General features: G+C 69.6%; 16 protein-coding genes. 11 read left to right on the top strand and 5 right to left on the bottom strand.

The genetic code is table 11. The features are described from left to right. Positions 1-109: 109 nt before the first annotated feature. Both ND450_RS38730 and ND450_RS38735 read right to left on the bottom strand, forming a co-directional pair. A complete protein-coding gene (locus ND450_RS38730; RefSeq protein ID WP_089921610.1) occupies positions 110-811 on the bottom strand; it encodes a DUF305 domain-containing protein in 702 nt (233 codons plus the stop codon). Then, entirely contained in the window at positions 811-1,635 is an 825-nt protein-coding gene (locus ND450_RS38735) for a DUF3105 domain-containing protein (protein WP_253328107.1), read from the bottom strand. The genes ND450_RS38730 and ND450_RS38735 overlap by 1 nt, the downstream gene beginning before the upstream one ends. 169 nt (positions 1,636-1,804) lie before the next feature. Here ND450_RS38735 and argS point away from each other — a divergent pair, with 169 nt between their 5' ends. The 6 genes from argS (at position 1,805) to rho (ending at position 10,352) form a co-directional block, all read left to right on the top strand. Further along, on the top strand, positions 1,805-3,433 hold the full coding sequence (argS, locus tag ND450_RS38740) for an arginine--tRNA ligase (RefSeq protein ID WP_253323071.1): 1,629 nt from the start codon (positions 1,805-1,807) through the stop codon (positions 3,431-3,433). After that, positions 3,433-4,851 carry a diaminopimelate decarboxylase gene (gene lysA, locus ND450_RS38745; RefSeq protein ID WP_253323072.1) on the top strand — a complete coding sequence of 473 codons (1,419 nt, stop codon included), beginning with the start codon at positions 3,433-3,435 and terminating at the stop codon, positions 4,849-4,851. Before argS ends, lysA begins: the two co-directional genes overlap by 1 nt. Continuing rightward, a complete protein-coding gene (locus tag ND450_RS38750; protein WP_253323073.1) occupies positions 4,848-6,149 on the top strand; it encodes a homoserine dehydrogenase in 1,302 nt (433 codons plus the stop codon). Before lysA ends, ND450_RS38750 begins: the two co-directional genes overlap by 4 nt. Next, complete coding sequence (gene thrC, locus ND450_RS38755) at positions 6,146-7,198, top strand: threonine synthase (RefSeq protein ID WP_089921606.1); 1,053 nt, start codon at positions 6,146-6,148, stop codon at positions 7,196-7,198. Before ND450_RS38750 ends, thrC begins: the two co-directional genes overlap by 4 nt. Next, a complete protein-coding gene (thrB, locus tag ND450_RS38760) occupies positions 7,195-8,046 on the top strand; it encodes a homoserine kinase (RefSeq protein WP_253323074.1) in 852 nt (283 codons plus the stop codon). Before thrC ends, thrB begins: the two co-directional genes overlap by 4 nt. A 317-nt stretch (positions 8,047-8,363) precedes the next feature. After that, positions 8,364-10,352: a transcription termination factor Rho gene (rho, locus tag ND450_RS38765; protein WP_253323075.1), complete on the top strand. Its 1,989-nt coding sequence runs from the start codon at positions 8,364-8,366 to the stop codon at positions 10,350-10,352. A 110-nt stretch (positions 10,353-10,462) separates the two neighbouring features. On the opposite strand, the gene ND450_RS38770 is transcribed toward rho, so the two are convergent. Next, positions 10,463-10,849 carry a hypothetical protein gene (locus ND450_RS38770; RefSeq protein WP_253323076.1) on the bottom strand — a complete coding sequence of 129 codons (387 nt, stop codon included), beginning with the start codon at positions 10,847-10,849 and terminating at the stop codon, positions 10,463-10,465. Between the two features lie 243 nt (positions 10,850-11,092). Here ND450_RS38770 and rpmE point away from each other — a divergent pair, with 243 nt between their 5' ends. From rpmE to prmC, 5 genes are all read left to right on the top strand, one after another. Continuing rightward, complete coding sequence (gene rpmE, locus ND450_RS38775; RefSeq protein WP_089921602.1) at positions 11,093-11,305, top strand: 50S ribosomal protein L31; 213 nt, start codon at positions 11,093-11,095, stop codon at positions 11,303-11,305. 87 nt (positions 11,306-11,392) lie between these two features. After that, positions 11,393-12,457: a peptide chain release factor 1 gene (gene prfA / locus ND450_RS38780; protein ID WP_089921601.1), complete on the top strand. Its 1,065-nt coding sequence runs from the start codon at positions 11,393-11,395 to the stop codon at positions 12,455-12,457. Positions 12,458-12,479: 22 nt separating this feature from the next. Continuing rightward, positions 12,480-13,688 (top strand): acyl-CoA thioester hydrolase/BAAT C-terminal domain-containing protein, encoded by a 1,209-nt coding sequence (locus tag ND450_RS38785; RefSeq protein WP_253323077.1) that lies wholly within the window; start codon positions 12,480-12,482, stop codon positions 13,686-13,688. 9 nt (positions 13,689-13,697) lie between these two features. Further along, complete coding sequence (gene lpdA, locus ND450_RS38790; protein WP_089921599.1) at positions 13,698-15,083, top strand: dihydrolipoyl dehydrogenase; 1,386 nt, start codon at positions 13,698-13,700, stop codon at positions 15,081-15,083. Between the two features lie 27 nt (positions 15,084-15,110). Continuing rightward, the gene (gene prmC, locus ND450_RS38795; RefSeq protein ID WP_253328108.1) at positions 15,111-15,983 is read left to right on the top strand and encodes a peptide chain release factor N(5)-glutamine methyltransferase; all 873 of its coding nucleotides are present in this window, start codon (positions 15,111-15,113) and stop codon (positions 15,981-15,983) included. Between the two features lie 27 nt (positions 15,984-16,010). On the opposite strand, the gene ND450_RS38800 is transcribed toward prmC, so the two are convergent. After that, entirely contained in the window at positions 16,011-16,334 is a 324-nt protein-coding gene (locus ND450_RS38800; RefSeq protein WP_253323078.1) for a hypothetical protein, read from the bottom strand. After that, complete coding sequence (locus ND450_RS38805) at positions 16,331-17,935, bottom strand: hypothetical protein (RefSeq protein ID WP_253323079.1); 1,605 nt, start codon at positions 17,933-17,935, stop codon at positions 16,331-16,333. The genes ND450_RS38800 and ND450_RS38805 overlap by 4 nt, the downstream gene beginning before the upstream one ends. Positions 17,936-18,094 lie beyond the last annotated feature (159 nt).

The following is an 18,094-nucleotide window of genomic DNA, read 5'->3' on the forward strand; positions in this document are numbered from 1 at the left end:
TGCGTGCGGGGCGTGTTGGGAGGGCGAGTGCGGTTTGCGCCCTGCGACAAGCGAAAGGGCCGCCCCCACACCTCGGGGACGGCCCTCACACGATGACGAGCGGTACCGGCTACGGCAGCGGGGCGGCTCCGCGCTTCGCCAGGTAGTCCTTCATCAGCTCGGTCTCGGCGGACTGCGACTTCAGCATGTTGTCCGACAGCGTGCGCACGAACGGCTGGCCGGCGGCCGTCGAAGCGTACTCGGCCATCGGTGCGCCGCCCTGGTGGTGGCGGAGCATGAGCTGGAGCCAGTAGACGTCGAAGTCACGTCCGGCCGCCACCGTGCGGAGCTTGGTCAGCTCCTCGGTGGTGGCCATGCCGGGCATGATCGGCTTGCCCGCCTCCGGGGTGGTGGCGCCGTGGCCGTGCACTCCGGCCGCGTCCATCCACTTCATGTAGACGCCCGAGATGTTCTGCTCGTGCTCGTTCCACATCATCAGCCAGCCCTTCATCCGCCCCACCTGTTCGAGCTGGGTGGAGGAGATGTCGAACGCGAGCTGGCGGATCTCCGGGTCGGTCGAGCGGTCGCGGGCGATGTTCGCCATCTGGATGCCCTGCAGGTGGTGCATGGACATGTCCTGGCAGAAGCCGACGTCCACGGAGCCCGAGGCCGGGGCCGCGGACGACGACGAGGAGCCGGGGAGCTTCACCAGCAGGCCCACGGCCGCGCCCAGCAGGAGCACGGCCAGGACCGCTGCGCCGATGACGAGGGTCCGGGTCAGGCCCGTGGGGCCGTTGCCGGACGCCTCGTCGGTGTCGGTCGGAGCGGACATCAGCTCGACGGGGGCGTCGAGACGGAGCTCGAGGCCGGGGGCGTGCTCATGTTCGGCTGCTGCTCGGTGACGGAGTCGTCCTTGCCACCGTCCATCGGCACGGCGTCGGCGCCCGGCTTCTCGGCCACGAACGGGGCCGGGTTCGACAGGAACTGCGGGTTCTCGCAGGACGCGCCGACCTCGGGGTAGGTGTTCGGGTTGCGCAGCAGCGACGAGATGAACTGGTCGACGCGCTCGTCGTCGACGCTGTCCAGCTTCAGCTGGTGGCCCCACGACTGCAGCGAGACCGGCTTGTCGAGGCCCGGGAACGGCGACAGCGCCATGTACGGGATGCCCTCGACCTTGACCTTCAGCTTGTTGAGGGCCTCGTCCTTGATCTGGTCCGGGTTGTACGCGATCCAGACCGCGCCGTGCTCCAGGCCGTGGACGATGTTCTCCGTGCGGATCGCCTTGTCGTAGACGACGCCGGTGCAGTCGGCCCACGTGGCGTCGTGCGGGCCGCCGAAGGCCGGGGTCTGGTCGTAGGCGACTCGCTGCGTCGGCTCGACGTGGCGGGAGCCCTTGTACTCCTTGATCACGATGCCCGCGAGCGCGGTCGACGGGTCCTTGTTCGTGTCGGAGGGCTTCCACTTGGCCAGGGCGGCCTCTTTGACGTTGTTCGCGTGGATCTGCGAGTACGCATATCCGAAAACACCGCCCGCGAGGCCCAGCACGGCGATCACCGCGATGATCGTGCCCCACGGCTTCGGCTTGCTCGCCACCACCGAGGAACGGGCCGCGGCCACGCTGTTGCGCGTGGCCTTCGTCTTCTTGCCGCTGGTCATGTCCGCCTCAGATGTCGTCCTGGTCAACCGGCGCCAGTGTAGGGACATCGTGTCTGGTCACTGTCAGCGCAGGGCGATACCACGTGCGCGTTAACACTTGCCGTCTCACCCTCCGAGACCCGGTAACCCGGTCGAGACCTGCGACAACGCTTCTCTAAACTCTTCTGTCGTGACCCCTGAAGTGCTCGCCGATCTCGTCCGGTCCACGGTTGCGCAGGTGCTGACCGACAGAGGCCTGGACGCCACCTCGCTCCCCGAGCAGGTGACGGTCGAGCGACCCAGGAACCCCGAACACGGGGACTACGCCACGAACGTCGCCCTGCAGATCGCCAAGAAGGCCGGGGTGCCGCCGCGCGAGCTCGCCACGTGGCTCGCCGAGGCCCTGCTGGCCCAGGCCGCCATCGCGAAGGCCGACGTCGCCGGGCCGGGCTTCCTGAACCTCACCATCGCCACCGAGGCCCAGGGAGCGATCGTTCGTGCGGCGCTCGAGGACGGCTACGGCACCGGCGGCGAGCTCGGCGGCAAGCGGATCAACCTCGAGTTCGTCTCCGCGAACCCGACCGGCCCCATCCACCTGGGCGGCGCGCGCTGGGCGGCCGTCGGGGACGCGCTCGGCAGGGTGCTCCAGGCCCGTGGCGCCGAGGTCACCCGCGAGTACTACTTCAACGACGCCGGCGCGCAGATCGACCGGTTCGTCCGGTCGCTGATCGCCGCCGCGAAGGGCGAACCGGCCCCCGAGGACGGCTACGCGGGCACGTACGTGAGCGACATCGCCGCCGAGGTGCTGCGCCGCGAACCAGGTGCTTTGAGCGACCCGGAGACCGTCCGCCGGGTCGGCGTCGGGCTCATGTTCGAGGAGATCAAGCGCAGCCTGCACGAGTTCGGCACCGACTTCGACGTCTACTTCCACGAGGACTCGCTGCACCGCAGCGGCCGCGTCGCCGAGGCCGTCGAGAAGCTCAAGGCGAACGGCTCGCTGTACGAGAAGGACGGCGCCTGGTGGCTGCGGTCCACGGACTTCGGTGACGACAAGGACCGGGTCGTCATCAAGAGCGACGGCAACCCCGCGTACATCGCGGGCGACATCGCCTACCTCGTCGACAAGCGCGCCCGCGGCTTCGACCTCTGCATCTACATGCTCGGCGCCGACCACCACGGCTACATCGCGCGCCTCAAGGCCGCGGCCGCCGCGCTGGGCGACGACCCGGACAGCGTCGAGGTGCTGATCGGCCAGCTCGTGAACCTCGTCAGCGACGGCCAGCCCGTCCGGATGAGCAAGCGCGCGGGCACCGTCATCACGATGGAGGACCTGGTCGACGCGGTCGGGGTGGACGCCGCCCGCTACGCGATGATCCGCTCCAGCGTCGACTCCGGCCTCGACATCGACCTCGACCTGCTGCGCAAGCACAGCAACGAGAACCCGGTCTACTACGTGCAGTACGCCCACGCGCGCACGTCGTCGATCCTGCGCAACGCCGCCGATCTCGGCATCACCCCAGGTGAGGACTTCGCGCTGCTCACCCACGAGCGCGAGGGCGACCTCATCCGCACCATCGGCGAGTTCCCGCGAGTGGTGGCCACCGCCGCCGAGCTGCGTGAACCGCACCGCGTCGCCCGCTTCCTCGAGGAGCTCGCGGGCACGTACCACCGCTTCCAGCAGGACTGCCGCGTCCTTCCCCGCGGCGATGAGGAGACGACTCCGTTGCACCAGGTCAGGCTTCAGCTCGTCAACGCGACCAGGCGCGTGTTCGCCGCGGGCCTCGGCCTGCTCGGCGTGACCGCCCCGGAGCGCATGTGATGCGCGCGCACCCGGCCGGACCCCGGCACGCCGACGTCATGGTTCCCGGCAACACCGCCGGCGACCGCCCCTCCACCGCAGACCAGCTCGACTACCTGACGCCGCACGTGTGGCCCCGCAACGCCAAGCGCACCGAGACCGGTGTGGTCGAGCTCGCCGGAGTCGACGTGCGGTCGCTGGCCGAGCAGTACGGCACCCCGTTGTTCGTCATGGACGAGCAGGACTTCCGCGCCCGCTGCCGCGAGCACGCCGAGGCGTTCGGCGACCCGACGCTCGTGCACTACGCCTCCAAGGCGTTCCTGAGCGTGCAGGTCGCGAAGTGGGTGGCCGAAGAGGGCCTCTCGATCGACGTCTGCAGCGGCGGCGAGCTGGCCATCGCGCTGCGGGCCGACTTCCCGGCCGAGCGGATCGCGTTGCACGGCAACAACAAGAGCGTTCCCGAACTGATCGCGGCCGTCGAGGCGGGCGTCGGCGGGATCGTCGTCGACTCCTACCACGAGATCGCGCGCCTGGACCAGATCGCGCGCGAACGCGGTGTGGTGCAGAAGGTGCTGATCCGCGTCACGGTCGGCGTCGAGGCCCACACGCACGAGTTCATCGCGACCGCGCACGAGGACCAGAAGTTCGGCTTCTCGCTGTCCTCCGGCGACGCGGCCGAGGCCGTGCGCCGCGTGCTCAAGGCCGGTGGCCTCGAACTCGTCGGCCTGCACAGCCACATCGGCTCGCAGATCTTCGACGCCTCCGGCTTCGAGGTCGCCGCGCGCCGCGTGATCGGCCTGCTCGCCGAGATCCGCGAGGAGCACGGCGACGTCGGGTCGCTGAACGTCGTCGACCTCGGCGGCGGTCTCGGCATCGCCTACACCCCGGACGACGACCCGCCCCCGCCCGCGGAGCTCGCGCGGCAGCTGCACAACATCGTGCAGAAGGAGTGCGAGCACAACGGCCTGGAGATGCCTCGCATCGCGGTGGAGCCCGGCCGCGCGATCGTCGGCCCCGGCACGGTGACCGTGTACGAGGTCGGCACGATCAAGGACATCGAGCTCGACGGTGGCGCGCGCCGCCGGTACGTCAGCGTCGACGGCGGCATGAGCGACAACATCCGCACCGCGCTGTACGACGCGGTCTACGACTGCAAGCTGGTCTCACGCGCGTCCGAGCCCGAATCGAGGGCCGTGCTGTGTCGTGTGGTGGGCAAGCACTGCGAGTCCGGTGACATCGTGGTGCGGGACTGCTGGCTGCCCGACGACCTCGCGCCGGGTGACCTGGTTGCGATCGCCGCCACAGGGGCCTACTGCTACTCGATGGCGAGCGGGTACAACCGACTCCCGAGGCCCGCGCTCGCCGCGGTGACCGACGGGGAGGCGCGGCTGCTGCTGCGTCGCGAGACCGAGGACGACCTGTTCCGTCTGGAGGTATGAAAGCCGTGAAACCGATTCGGGTCGCCTTGCTCGGCTGTGGCACGGTGGGCACGGAGGTAGTCCGGCTGCTGACGGACCAGGCCGAGGACCTCACCCAGCGCATCGGCGCGCCGGTGGAGCTCGCGGGCATCGCCGTGCGCAGGCCGAACAAACACCGTGAAGTGCCGGAGCACCTGCTCACCACGGACGCCGCGGCGCTCGTGAAGTCGGACGACGTGGACGTCGTCGTCGAGGTCATCGGCGGCATCGACCCCACGCGCGGCCTGCTGCTGGAGGCGTTGCGGGGCGGCAAGTCCGTCGTGACGGCGAACAAGGCGCTGCTGGCCGAGCACGGTCCCGACCTCTTCGAGGCCGCCGACGCGTCCGGTGCCGACCTCTACTTCGAGGCCGCCGTCGCCGGCGCGATCCCGTTGCTGCGCCCGTTGCGGGAATCCCTTGCGGGAGACCGGATCACGCGCGTCATGGGCATCGTGAACGGCACGACGAACTTCATCCTGTCCGCGATGGACGCCACGGGCGCGGGGTACGCCGAGACGCTCGAGGAGGCCTCGCGCCTCGGTTACGCCGAGGCCGACCCGACCGCGGACGTCGACGGGTTCGACGCCGCGTCTAAGGCCGCGATCCTCGCGTCCCTCGCGTTCCACACCCGCGTGACGGCCTCGGACGTGTACCGCGAGGGCATCCGCGCGGTGTCCGCGGCGGACATCGCGGCCGCCAAGGGCCTCGGGCGCACGGTCAAGCTGCTCGCGATCTGCGAGCGCGTGGTCAGCCCGTCCGGCCAGGAGTCAGTCGCCGTTCGAGTGCACCCGGCCATGATCCCCAGGACGCATCCGCTGGCGAGCGTCAACGGCGCGTTCAACGCCGTGTTCGTCGAGGCCGACGCGGCGGGGGAGATGATGTTCTACGGGCAGGGTGCCGGTGGCGCGCCGACGGCGAGCGCCGTCGTGGGCGACCTGGTCGCCGTGGCGCGCAACATGGTCGCGAGCGGGCACGGCCCGCGCGAGTCCGCGTACGCCGCGCTTCCCGTGCAGCCCATGGGGAACACGCCCACCCGCTACCACATCAGCCTCGACGTCGCGGACAAGGCGGGTGTGCTCTCGCAGGTCGCCGCCGTGTTCGCCGAGCACGACGTGAGCATCGCCGCGGTGCGCCAGGAAGGTCGCACCGAGGACGCCAGCCTGGTGATCGTCACGCACGCGGCGACCGACGCCGCGCTGCGGTCCACTGTGGACAAAATCGGTGGCCTCCCCGTGGTGCGGGACGTCGTCAGCGTCATGAGGGTGGAGGGCGAAGAGTGAGCGCTGTCAGAGCAGGCTGGCCCGGTCTCATCAACGCCTACCGGGACCGCATCGAGATCCCCGAGGGCGCCGAGGTCGTGACGCTGCACGAGGGCGGCACGCCGCTGGTGCACGCGAAGCGCCTCTCCGCGGCCACCGGGTCGGACGTCTGGGTCAAGGTCGAGGGCGCGAACCCGACCGGCTCGTTCAAGGACCGCGGCATGACCGTGGCCATGACGTACGCCCTCGCCTCGGGCCTCAAGGCAGTGATCTGCGCCTCGACCGGCAACACGTCGGCGTCCGCGGCGGCCTACGCGGCCAAGGCGGGTCTCACGGCGGCCGTCCTCGTGCCCAGCGGCAAGATCGCGATGGGCAAGCTCGCCCAGGCCGTCATGCACGGCGCGAAGATCCTGCAGATCGACGGCAACTTCGACGACTGCCTCGAACTCGCCTCCAAGACCGCCGCCGAGTACCCGGTCACGCTGGTGAACTCGGTCAACCCCGTGCGCCTGGTCGGTCAGCAGACCGCCGCGTGGGAGGTCGCGGACGTGCTCGGGCACGCGCCGGACGTGCACTGCCTGCCGGTCGGCAACGCGGGCAACATCACCGCGTACTGGAAGGGCTACACGTCGTACGACATGGGCCTGCCGAAGATGTTCGGCTTCCAGGCCGCGGGGGCCGCGCCGCTGGTCAGCGGCCAGCCGGTGGCGAAGCCGGAGACCATCGCGACCGCGATCCGGATCGGCTCGCCGGCGTCGTGGGCGGGCGCGGTCAAGGCCCGCGACGAGTCCGGTGGCCTGATCGACGCCGTCACCGACGAGCAGATCCTCGCCGCGTACCGCCTGCTGGCGTCGTCCGAGGGCATCTTCGTCGAACCCGCGTCGGCCGCGTCCATCGCCGGTCTGCTGATGACCGCCGAGGACGGCAGGCTGCCCAAGGGCTCGACGGTCGTGTGCACCGTCACCGGTCACGGTCTGAAGGACCCCGACACCGCGTTGCTCGGCACCACCGAGGTCGAGCCGGTCCCGGTCGACCCCGGCGCCGTCGCGCACGCGCTGGAGCTCGCGTGAAGTTCCTCGTCTCCGTCCCCGCGTCGACCGCGAACCTCGGTTCGGGGTTCGACGCGCTGGGCATGGCGCTCGGCCTGTACGACGACGTGGAGGTGGCCTCCGCGGAGGCCGGAGTCCTCTCGGTCGCCGTCGAGGGTGCCGGATCGGCCGACGTCCCGCTCGACGAGACCCATCTCGTCGTGCGGGCCGTCCGCGCCACGGGCTACACCGGCGGGCTGGTGCTGAAGTGCCGCAACGCCATTCCGCACGCACGCGGCCTGGGCTCGTCGGCCGCCGCGATCGTGGCGGGTGTCGTAGCCGGGTTCACCCTCTCGGGTCGCGAGTTGGACACGGACGCGTTGCAAATCGCCGCCGAGTTCGAGGGCCACGCGGACAACGCGGCTGCCTCGCTCTACGGCGGTGTTGTCGTTGCGTGGTCGGAAGGTGAGCGCTACCGGGCCGTCCGGGCGGACGCCGACGCACGGGTGCGCCCGTTCGTCCTGATCCCGTCGCAGGAGTCGTCCACCAAGACGACGCGCGGACTGCTCCCGGCCGAGGTGCCGCACACCGACGCCGCGCACGCCGCGGGGCGCGCTGCCCTCGCGGTGCACGCGCTGACGCGGGATCCGTCGGTTCTCCTTGCCGCGACTGAGGATCGACTCCACCAGAACTACCGCGAGCCCGCATGGCCCGACACCGTTCGGGTGATCAACGATCTTCGCAAGCTCGGAGTTCCCGCCTGCGTGAGCGGAGCGGGACCCACCGTGATCGCCTTCGGTGATCTTCCGGCCGAGGTCGACACGCACGGCTTCGACGTGCGCAGACTCGACGTCGACGCCGCTGGCGTGCGCGTTCGTCCATTGGACTGACACGCCCGACCCCGGTTGTTGCATGGTGGAAGAGTGGCGTCTACCCTCGGGGGCGATCAGTCACTGCGCGCACGGGCGCCGGTGTCGCGCTCGGACACTCGTTCCGGGTCGCAATCCTTTTGTGTTCCGGCTCTGTGCCGTGCGGGCGGGGCGGACGCGAAAAGGCACCCGATCGCCGTGATCTGAGAAAAGTCCCGTGCTCGAGGGAGGCCTTCGTGCCTCCGTCTTCATCGGACTTGACCGCCGTTCCCCGCTGAAGTGGGAAGGCGGGTCCGCTGGGCCGCGTAGGAGGCGGGGCCTGGTCAGGAAGGACTTGTGTGACCAACACCGATTTGCTGAGCAGCGAAGTCGCAGCTGCCGCTGGTTCTGGAGCCGAGGAGAACGCTCTGTCCACCCCATCGAACGGCACGACGCCGCGCCGCCGCGCGGGTCTGTCCGGCATGGTGCTCGCTGAGTTGCGCGAGCTCGCCGGCCAAATGGGCATCACCGGAACCGCAGGCCTGCGCAAGGGCGACCTGATCGCGGCCATCAAGGAGAAGCAGGGCTCCGGCGCCCCGGCCGCCAAGGCCGAGAAGCCCGCGAAGGCCCCGAAGGCGGAGGCCCCGGCCGAGAAGCCTGCGGCCAAGGTCGTCGAGAAGCCCGTGGAAAAGCCTGTTCAGCAGCAGCTCGAGGTAGCGGAGAAGCCCGCGTCCGTCGAGGCTCCGGCCGCCGACGACCGCTCGTCCGAGGACGGGGGGCGCCGTGGAAACCGCCGCCGCCGTTCCGGCCGTGGTGGCGGCAACGCCGAGGGCGAGGGCCAGCCGCAGCAGTCCGAGCAGCGCGCCGAGCGCCCTGAGCGCGCCGAGCGCCAGGACCGCGGCGACCGCTCCGACCGCGGTGAGCGTTCGGACCGCGGTGAGCGTTCCGACCGCGGCGACCGCTCCGAGCGCGGCGAGCGTTCGGACCGCGGCGACCGCAACGAGCGCGGCGGCCGTGACCGCAACCGCGACCGGGGCGAGCGCTCCGACCGCGGCGACCGTGGCGACCGCCAGGGTGGCGGCCAGCCCGACGGCGACGACGAGGGCGGCCGTCGCGGCCGCTTCCGCGACCGCCGCAGGCGTGGTGGCCGTGGTGAGGGCCAGGACGGCGGAGGCCGTGGCGACCGCGAGACCGAGGTGCGCGAGGACGACGTCCTGCTCCCCGTCGCGGGCATCCTGGACGTGCTGGAGAACTACGCGTTCGTCCGCACGTCGGGCTACCTCGCGGGCTCGAACGACGTCTACGTCTCGCTCTCGCTGGTCCGCAAGTACGGCCTGCGCCGCGGTGACGCCCTCACCGGCGCCGTCCGCCAGCCGCGCGACGGCGAGCAGCAGCGCCAGAAGTTCAACCCGCTGGTCCGCGTCGACAAGATCAACGGCCTGGACCCGGAAGAGGCGCGCAACCGCCCGGACTTCACGAAGCTGACGCCGCTCTACCCGAACGAGCGCCTGCGCCTCGAGACCGAGCCGCACATCCTCACCACCCGCGTCATCGACCTGGTGATGCCGATCGGCAAGGGCCAACGCGCCCTGATCGTGTCGCCGCCGAAGGCCGGCAAGACCTCGGTTCTGCAGTCGATCGCGAACGCGATCACGAAGAACAACCCCGAGTGCCACCTCATGGTCGTGCTCGTGGACGAGCGTCCGGAAGAGGTCACCGACATGCAGCGCTCGGTGAAGGGCGAGGTCATCGCCTCGACCTTCGACCGGCCGCCGTCGGACCACACGACGATCTCGGAGCTCGCGATCGAGCGCGCCAAGCGCCTGGTCGAGATGGGCCACGACGTCGTCGTCCTGCTCGACTCGATCACCCGCCTGGGCCGCGCCTACAACCTGGCTGCCCCGGCTTCCGGCCGGATCCTGTCCGGTGGTGTCGACTCGACGGCCCTCTACCCGCCGAAGCGCTTCCTCGGCGCCGCCCGCAACATCGAGGGCGGCGGTTCGCTGACCGTCATCGCGACGGCGCTGGTCGAGACCGGTTCCGCCGGTGACTCGGTGATCTTCGAAGAGTTCAAGGGCACCGGCAACGCCGAGCTCAAGCTCGACCGCAAGATCGCCGACAAGCGCACGTTCCCGGCGGTCGACGTCGACAGCTCCGGCACCCGCAAGGAAGAGCTCCTGCTCTCGCCGGACGAGATGGCGGTCACGCACAAGCTCCGCCGCGTGCTGCACGCGCTCGACGGTCAGCAGGCCATCGACCTGCTGCTCGACCGCCTGCGCAAGTCCCGCACCAACATCGAGTTCCTGATGCAGGTCGCGAAGACGACGCCGGGCGCCGAGCAGGACTGACGCTCGACGTGAGTTTCACGTGAAATCGCCCCCGCTGCAGGTCAGCGGGGGCTTTTTCATGCCTGTCACTCGAATGCCGAGGCAGATCCGGTCTGGAACGCGACCCGCGCTCAGCGGCAGTCGGCGGCCTGCCGCTTGTCGTCACTGGTGACGAGGCACTGGAAGACCAGTCCCAGCAGCACCGGCAGCCCCACCACGGTCGCCGCCATCGCGGGAACCTCCACCGCGCCGGCCACGACCCCGGCCCCGAACACGACTGCCAGCCAGGGCCACCGCAACCAGGTCCGCTGCCAGGAGCGCCGCCACCGCACCCCGCCGGACACGGCGGCCGCGACGGCGACACCGGCCCCGGAGACCACGGGCGACAACGGCACGGAACTCCAGGAGGCCGTGAGCAGCCCAGCAGCCCCCATCAGCCCGAACACGGCCGAGGAGAACACGAACGGCAGGACCAGCCACACGCGCTGGTCCATCGGCCGCTCAAGGGTGCAGAACACGCGGGATAGTCTGATGGACACTCACCAACAACACGCAGCCGCATCTGGCCCAACGGCGACACCTTGCGCCGAACGGCGTATCACGGAGGTTAAGCGGTTGTGACATGAGCCACGACCGACCGGCGGGAACAACCACGTTTTTGCACGTGTTGAACGGTCTGGCAAACTAAACGGTCGAGTCCGGCTCCGGTTCACCCGTTCACCAACAGGGACCCGGCGGCCATCCTTGAAAGGGACAAGATCTTGAAGAGTGGAATCCACCCCGAGTACACGGTCACCGAAGTGACCTGCAGCTGCGGCAACGCGTTCACCACGCGCAGCACCACCTCGGCGTCCGAGGTTCGCGTCGAGATGTGCTCGAACTGCCACCCGTTCTACACGGGCAAGCAGCGCATCCTGGACACCGGCGGTCGCGTGGCGCGCTTCGAGGCGCGTTACGGCAAGCGCAACAAGTAGCTGCTTTCACGGCGCCTGACCTCGGCCTTCACGGCCGGGGCGGGCGCCGTCGCCGTTTCCAGGCAACCCGAACCGAAAGCAGGAGACGTGTCGCAGTCGCTGGACAGCTTGCTCGCCGAGTACGACGAGCTGGAGAAGAAGCTCGCGGACCCCTCCGTGCACGCTGACCAGGCGGGGGCGCGCAAGCTCGGCAAGCGGTACGCCGCGCTCGGGCCCATCGTGAAGACCGCGAGGGAGATCGAGCAGGCGAAGAGCGACCTCGAGGCGGCCAAGGAGCTTGCGGCCGAGGACAGGTCGTTCCAGAGCGAGGTCGACGACATCGAGGCGCAGCTCCCCAAGCTGGAGGAGCGCCTCACCGAGCTGCTGCTGCCGCGCGACCCGCACGACGGCGACGACGTGCTGCTGGAGATCAAGTCCGGTGAGGGCGGCGAGGAGTCCGCGCTGTTCGCCGGAGACCTGCTGCGCATGTACACGCGGTACGCGGAGCGTCAGGGCTGGAAGGTCGAGATGCTAGACGGCACCGACTCCGACCTCGGCGGGTTCAAGGACGTCACGGTGGCCATCAAGGCCAAGGCGACGACCCCGGACGGCGTCTGGAGCCGGCTGAAGTGGGAGGGCGGCGTGCACCGCGTGCAGCGCGTGCCCGTCACCGAGAGCCAGGGCCGCATCCACACCTCCGCGGCCGGCGTCCTGGTCTTCCCCGAGACCGAGGAGACCGCCGCGATCGAGATCGACGAGAAGGACCTCCGCATCGACGTCTACCGGTCGAGCGGCAAGGGCGGTCAGTCGGTCAACACCACCGACTCGGCGGTCCGCATCACCCACCTGCCCACCGGCATCGTCACGTCCTGCCAGAACGAGCGCAGCCAGCTCCAGAACAAGGCCCGCGCCATGCAGGTGCTGCAGAGCCGCCTGGTCGCCCTCGCCGAGGAGCAGAAGGCGCAGGAGCAGTCGGACGCCCGGCGCACCCAGATCCGCACGGTCGACCGCAGCGAACGGGTGAGGACCTACAACTTCCCCGAATCACGCATCTCCGATCACCGGGTTGGGTACAAAGCGCATAACCTGGACCAGGTGCTCGACGGTGACCTGGACGCGGTGGTCGAGGCTCTGGCCGCCGCTGACCGGGCAGAACGGCTCGCAGGCGGGTAGACCGACGTGAGAGGGGCGCGTTGTGGCCGAGATCCTGGTAGATCCTCAGACAGCGCCCCTCGACCAGCCGGTCGAGACGCGGGTCGTGGGGCTCAAACCCGGCCAGACGATCACCGTGCAGCTCTCCACGGGTGATCGCGCTTCTCATGCCGTGTTCGAGGCCGACGACCATGGTGTCGTTGATCTCACACGGCACGCTCCACTCGAAGGCAGCTATCGCGGCGTTGACCCGATGGGCCTCTTCTGGTCGTTGGAACGCACAGGCGGCAAGGCCACCGAGACGGTGCTGTCCGTCGAGGGCGTCGGCGACCGGGTCCTCGAACGGCAGCAGGTCCCCGAAGGCGTCGAGCGCCTCGAGGTCCGCGAGAACGGCCTCGTGGGCACCCTGTTCGCCCCTGAGGACGACGGAGCGGTGCTGCCGGGCGTGATCGTGCTCAGCGGGTCCGAAGGCGGCCTCCACGAGACTGACGCGGCGCTCCTGGCCGCGCACGGGTTCGTCACGCTCGCGCTCGGCTACTTCGGCCTGAAGGGCCTCCCCGAGAACCTCGTCGACATCCCGCTCGAGTACTTCGGCGACGCCATCGAGTTCCTCTCCGGTCACGCCGGCGAGATCGGTGTCGTCGGGGGATCACGCGGTGGCGAGCTGGCACTGCTGGTCGGCGCCACGTTCCCCGAGGTCAGCGCGGTCGTGAGCGTCGTCGGCAGCGGTGTGGTCACCCAGGCCGTCGGGCCCGGCCGCAACCTGCTGCAGAAGCTCTCCTACGAGGCCGCGTCGTGGACGCACAAGGGCGAGCCGCTGCCGTACCTGCCGTACGACATCGGCGACGAACTGCGCGCGAAGATCGTCAACGACGAACCGGTGCCGCTGCGGCTCGCCTTCAGCACCGAGGACGGCATCCCCGAGGACACCCAGATCGCGGTCGAGCGGATCTCCGGGGGTGTGTTGCTCATCTCGTCCGGACAGGACGACAGCTGGCCGAGCACCGAACTGAGCGACGTCGCGATGCGGCGGTTGAAGGACCACGAGCACGCGTTCCCGTACGAGCACGTCGTGTATCCCGAGGCAGGACACCTGATCGCGGGCCCGCCGCACCGCCCTGCCACGGACGTGACGTATCCGGGACCCGGTGTCACCTTCTCGGGTGGCGGTTCTCCGCAGGCCACGGCGCACGCCCGCGCGGACGCCTGGAAACGGACGGTTGAGTTCTTGCAGGTGCAGCTCAAGAGCTAGGTTGTGCCTATGAGCGCACACTTTGATGTCGTGGTCGTGGGTGCGGGTCCCGGCGGGTACGTCGCCGCGATCCGTGCGGCTCAGCTCGGGCTGAAGACCGCCATCGTCGAGGAGAAGTACTGGGGCGGCGTTTGCCTGAACGTCGGCTGCATCCCGTCGAAGGCGCTGCTGCGCAACGCCGAGCTGGCGCACATCTTCACGCACGAGCAGAAGACGTTCGGCATCAAGGTCGACGGCAACGTGAGCTTCGACTACAGCGCTGCCTGGCAGCGCAGCCGCAAGGTCGCGGACGGGCGCGTCAAGGGCGTGCACTTCCTCATGAAGAAGAACGGCATCACCGAGTACAACGGCTGGGCCAACTTCACCGACGACCACACCCTGACCGTCGGGGACGAGACGATCACCTTCGGCCACGCGATCATCGCCGTGGGCGCCACGACCCGGATGCTGCCGAACACGCAGAAGTCCGACCGCGTCGTGACGTACGAAGAGCAGATCATGACCGAGGACCTGCCCGAGTCGATCATCATCGCCGGCGCGGGAGCCATCGGCGTCGAGTTCGCGTACGTCATGCACAACTACGGCGTGAAGGTCACCATCGTCGAGTTCCTCGACCGCATGGTGCCGCTCGAGGACGAAGAGGTCTCCGCCGAGCTGCTCAAGCGCTACAAGAAGCTGGGCGTCGACGTGCGCGTCGGCACCCGCGTCGAGTCGATCGACGAGTCGGGCCCGAAGGTCCGCGTCACCGTCTCGAAGAACGGTGCCGAAGAGGTCCTCGAGGCCGACAAGGTCATGCAAGCCATCGGTTTCGTGCCGCGCGTCGAGGGCTACGGCCTCGAGAACACCGGCGTGAAGCTGACCGACCGCGGCGCGATCGACATCGACGGCCGCGGCCGCACGTCCGTGCCGCACATCTTCGCGATCGGTGACGTCACCGCGAAGCTGATGCTCGCGCACACCGCCGAGTCCATGGGCATCATCGCGTCGGAGACCATCGCGGGCGCCGAGACCATGGAGCTCGACTACGTGATGATCCCGCGGGCGACGTTCTGCCAGCCGCAGATCGCCTCCTTCGGCTACACCGAGAAGCAGGCGCGCGAGAAGGGCTTCGACGTCCAGGTCGCGAAGTTCCCGTTCACCGCGAACGGCAAGGCGCACGGCCTGGCCGAGCCCGGCGGCTTCGTGAAGCTGATCAGCGACGGCAAGCACGGCGAGCTGCTCGGCGGCCACATCATCGGCCCCGAGGCGACCGAGTTGCTGCCCGAGCTCACGCTGGCGCAGCAGTGGGACCTCACCGTCCACGAGGTCGCGCGCAACGTCCACGCGCACCCGACGCTGTCCGAGGCGGTCAAGGAAGCGGTGCACGGCCTGGCCGGGCACATGATCAACTTCTGAGATAGCTTCTCCTCGATGTCCTCGATGATGAACCGGCAGCCGCTGCGCCTCGCGATCTCCGAGGCGGCGAAGATCCTCGCCGAGGCGGGGGTGGACAGTCCGCGCGTCGACGCGGAGTACCTGGCCGCCCACGTGCTCGGCGTCGAGCGCGGGCGGCTGCCGCTCATCCCGCTGGTCGACCCGTCGGTGGTCGACCAGCTGCACAAGCTCGTCCGGACCCGCGCCTCGCGGATCCCGTTGCAGCACATCCTCGGCTGGGCGCCGATGGGCGCCATCTCCGTCGAGGTCGGGCCCGGCGTGTTCGTGCCGCGGCCCGAGACCGAGCTGCTGATGGAGTGGGGTCTCAAAGCGCTGGTCGGCGTGTCTTCGCCGGTCGTCGTGGACCTGTGCACGGGCACGGGCGCGCTGGCGTTGTCCATCGCGGCCGCCCGTCCAGACGCCCAGGTGCACGCCGTGGAGATCGATCCGCAAGCGCTTGCCTGGACGCGCCGCAACGCCGACGCGCGGGTGGCCGCGGGGGACACGCCGATCCGCCTGCACTCCGGGGACGCCACCGACCCGACGTTGCTGTCCGACCTGGACGGTCAGGTGGACCTGCTGGTGTGCAACCCGCCCTACGTGCCGGAGGGAACCCCGGTGCAGCCCGAGGTCGGCGAGCACGACCCGCACCACGCGGTGTTCTCGGGCGCCGACGGGCTGGACGTGATCCGGCACGTCGTGTGGGCGGCCGCGCGGTGGCTCAAGCCCGGCGGGTCCGTCGGCATCGAGCACGACGACACGCAGGGCGAGTCCGTGCCGGCGCTGCTGGCCGCACGTCGTGCGCTCACGGACGTGGCGGACCACGCCGACCTGGCGGGACGGCCGAGGTTCGCGACCGCCCGCCGAGCCGGTCAGGTCTAGAACAGCGCGTTTCCGAGCAGCGCGTTTCTAGAACAGCGCGTCGAAGGCCTTCGACAGGTCCTTCATCTGCTCGCCCAGGCCGCGGTCGGCCAGCTTGTCCATGAGGTGGTCCGCGACGTCCCTGCTGGGCTTGGGTTTGCGGGCTTCGGCGCGGAGGTCGTCGACCGCCTCGATCGTCGTCGTGGGCGCCTGGGCCTCGTTGAGCTCCTCGCGCAGTTCGTCGAGCAGCCGCAGCACGGCGCTCACGTCCTTGATGTGTCCGATGTGGACGTCCCCGGTCCTGGCGCGGCCGCTGGTGCCGATGTTGCTGCCGATCACCGGGCCGTGGACGTCGAAGTTGCGTTCGTTCATGAGGTTCCCCCGCGGACGCTGGTCTTGCCCGTGCGCGCCTTGCCGGTCGTGCCGATGTTGCTGGAGATCACCGGGCCCGTGATGTGCACGTTGTTGCTCGTCACCTGCATGGCCTGTTCCATGAACTCGGTGACCGAGATTCCCTTGCTCTCGAGGAACTCGCCGAGCGTGCGCAGCAGCCGTGACTCCAGGACCTTGATGTAGCGCTCGACGTCCGTGAGCTGGAAGTAGTTGTCGACCTGGCTCGTGCTCGCGAGCTCGCGCAGGCTGGTGCTGGCGCCGTAGCGTTCCGCGACGAAGGTGCCCTCGGGCTGGCGGATCGGGCTCATCCACCCGATGGCCGACGCGACCCGTTTCGGCACCGACGCCGGGAACTTCAGCAGGTCGACGACCGCCTCGAGGAACGGGCGCAGCGACTGCTCCGGCAGCACGTCGATCTTGCGGTGCTCGGAGCGGATCGGGTGCAGGATGCAGGGCGTCCACTCGACGTAGAGCATCTGCTCGTCGAGGCCGAACGTGAGGTACGCGGACACGACGACGTCGCGGTCCCACGTCTCGACCTGGAACGAGCGGAAGTAGCGCATCCACTCCATCGGCCTGCTGATCAGATCGTCCACAACGGACCTGCTGACCGCCTTCTCCGGCGAGTGGTCCCTGTGCGGCAACACGATCCGCGCCTCGGCGTCCTCGATGTGGTCGACCAGCTCGACCGACGAGATGACGACCCGGTCACCGGTCCGCAGCTCGCTCAACCGGTGCCCCGGCGACAACGACGGCGAGCGACCCGTCTTGACCAGCTCGGCCGTGATGCGCTCGTACAGCTCCGGCAGTGCGAACCCGGGCAGCGGCGCGTCGGTGCCGTCCTCGACGGGCTTGAGGGGCAGCGCCATGGACCACGGCTCGAACATCGTGCCGGACCCGACGAACGGCCGGTACCCGTGGTAGACGATCACCTGCGCGGAGCCGGGTTCGTCAGGCCCGTCCTCGTCGTCGACCGGGTAGAGCGCGAGCGCTTCGGCGTAGTTCGAGTGCCCAAGCCTTCGGAAGGTCCACTCGTTTCGCCACAGCTCGCGCGTCCCTTTGCCGGTGCGGAACCGGGCGCGCCGGAAGCTCTTCGTCACCAGCAACCACGTCACGACCCGGTCGCCCAGCAGCACCGCGAAGATCAGCGCGATCACGATGATCGACACCGCGACCCCGCCGCCGCTGCTCTCCTCCGCGCACTCCACGTAGCTGGGCCTGCAGTACCTGCTGGAGTACCTGCCGGCGGCTTCGATCTCGGCGATGTACTTGTACAGCAAGAAGTAGAGCGCGATCGCGCTGACGATCGCGCCGAGCACGGCCGGCCCGCGCGTGTGCGGCGGCAGCACCCGCCGAGGACGGCGGAACCCCGGCCGCATCCCCGTCCCGACCGCCACGACCACCGCGACCAGCAGCCAGACCCCGAGGAACGTACCGCTCGCGGCGATCAACACCAGCAACGCCAAAGCCAGCAACACGCCGTCGCGCACCTTGCGCCGAGTCCGAGCCGCCACCGCCTCCCGCAACACCGCGCCGGAGTTGACCCCCGGCGACCGGGGAATCGACCGAGTGGCCTCCACCAGATACTCGCGAATGGCCGAATCCGCGAACTCCTCGTCGCGGTGAGCGGCTCCGCAGAGGAAGCGGGTCGTGTCGTCGCGTAACCTCGTCGAATCGTTTCCCGTCGCCCCCGCGGGAGTTGACATTGTCCTGTCCACTTTCTGTCATTGAATCAAGCA

It is taken from the genome of Lentzea sp. HUAS12 (assembly GCF_024125735.1).
In the GTDB taxonomy this organism is placed as follows: domain Bacteria; phylum Actinomycetota; class Actinomycetes; order Mycobacteriales; family Pseudonocardiaceae; genus Lentzea; species Lentzea albida.

Bases quoted from the DNA above. Each gene is read 5' to 3' on its own strand.
- ND450_RS38735 (WP_253328107.1), bottom strand. From the start codon at position 1,635: ATGACCAGCGGCAAGAAGACGAAGGCCACGCGCAACAGCGTGGCCGCG.
- ND450_RS38800 (WP_253323078.1), bottom strand. From the start codon at position 16,334: ATGAACGAACGCAACTTCGACGTCCACGGCCCGGTGATCGGCAGCAAC.
- lysA (WP_253323072.1), top strand. From the start codon at position 3,433: ATGCGCGCGCACCCGGCCGGACCCCGGCACGCCGACGTCATGGTTCCC.
- lpdA (WP_089921599.1), top strand. From the start codon at position 13,698: ATGAGCGCACACTTTGATGTCGTGGTCGTGGGTGCGGGTCCCGGCGGG.
- ND450_RS38750 (WP_253323073.1), top strand. From the start codon at position 4,848: ATGAAAGCCGTGAAACCGATTCGGGTCGCCTTGCTCGGCTGTGGCACG.
- prmC (WP_253328108.1), top strand. From the start codon at position 15,111: ATGAACCGGCAGCCGCTGCGCCTCGCGATCTCCGAGGCGGCGAAGATC.
- ND450_RS38730 (WP_089921610.1), bottom strand. From the start codon at position 811: ATGTCCGCTCCGACCGACACCGACGAGGCGTCCGGCAACGGCCCCACG.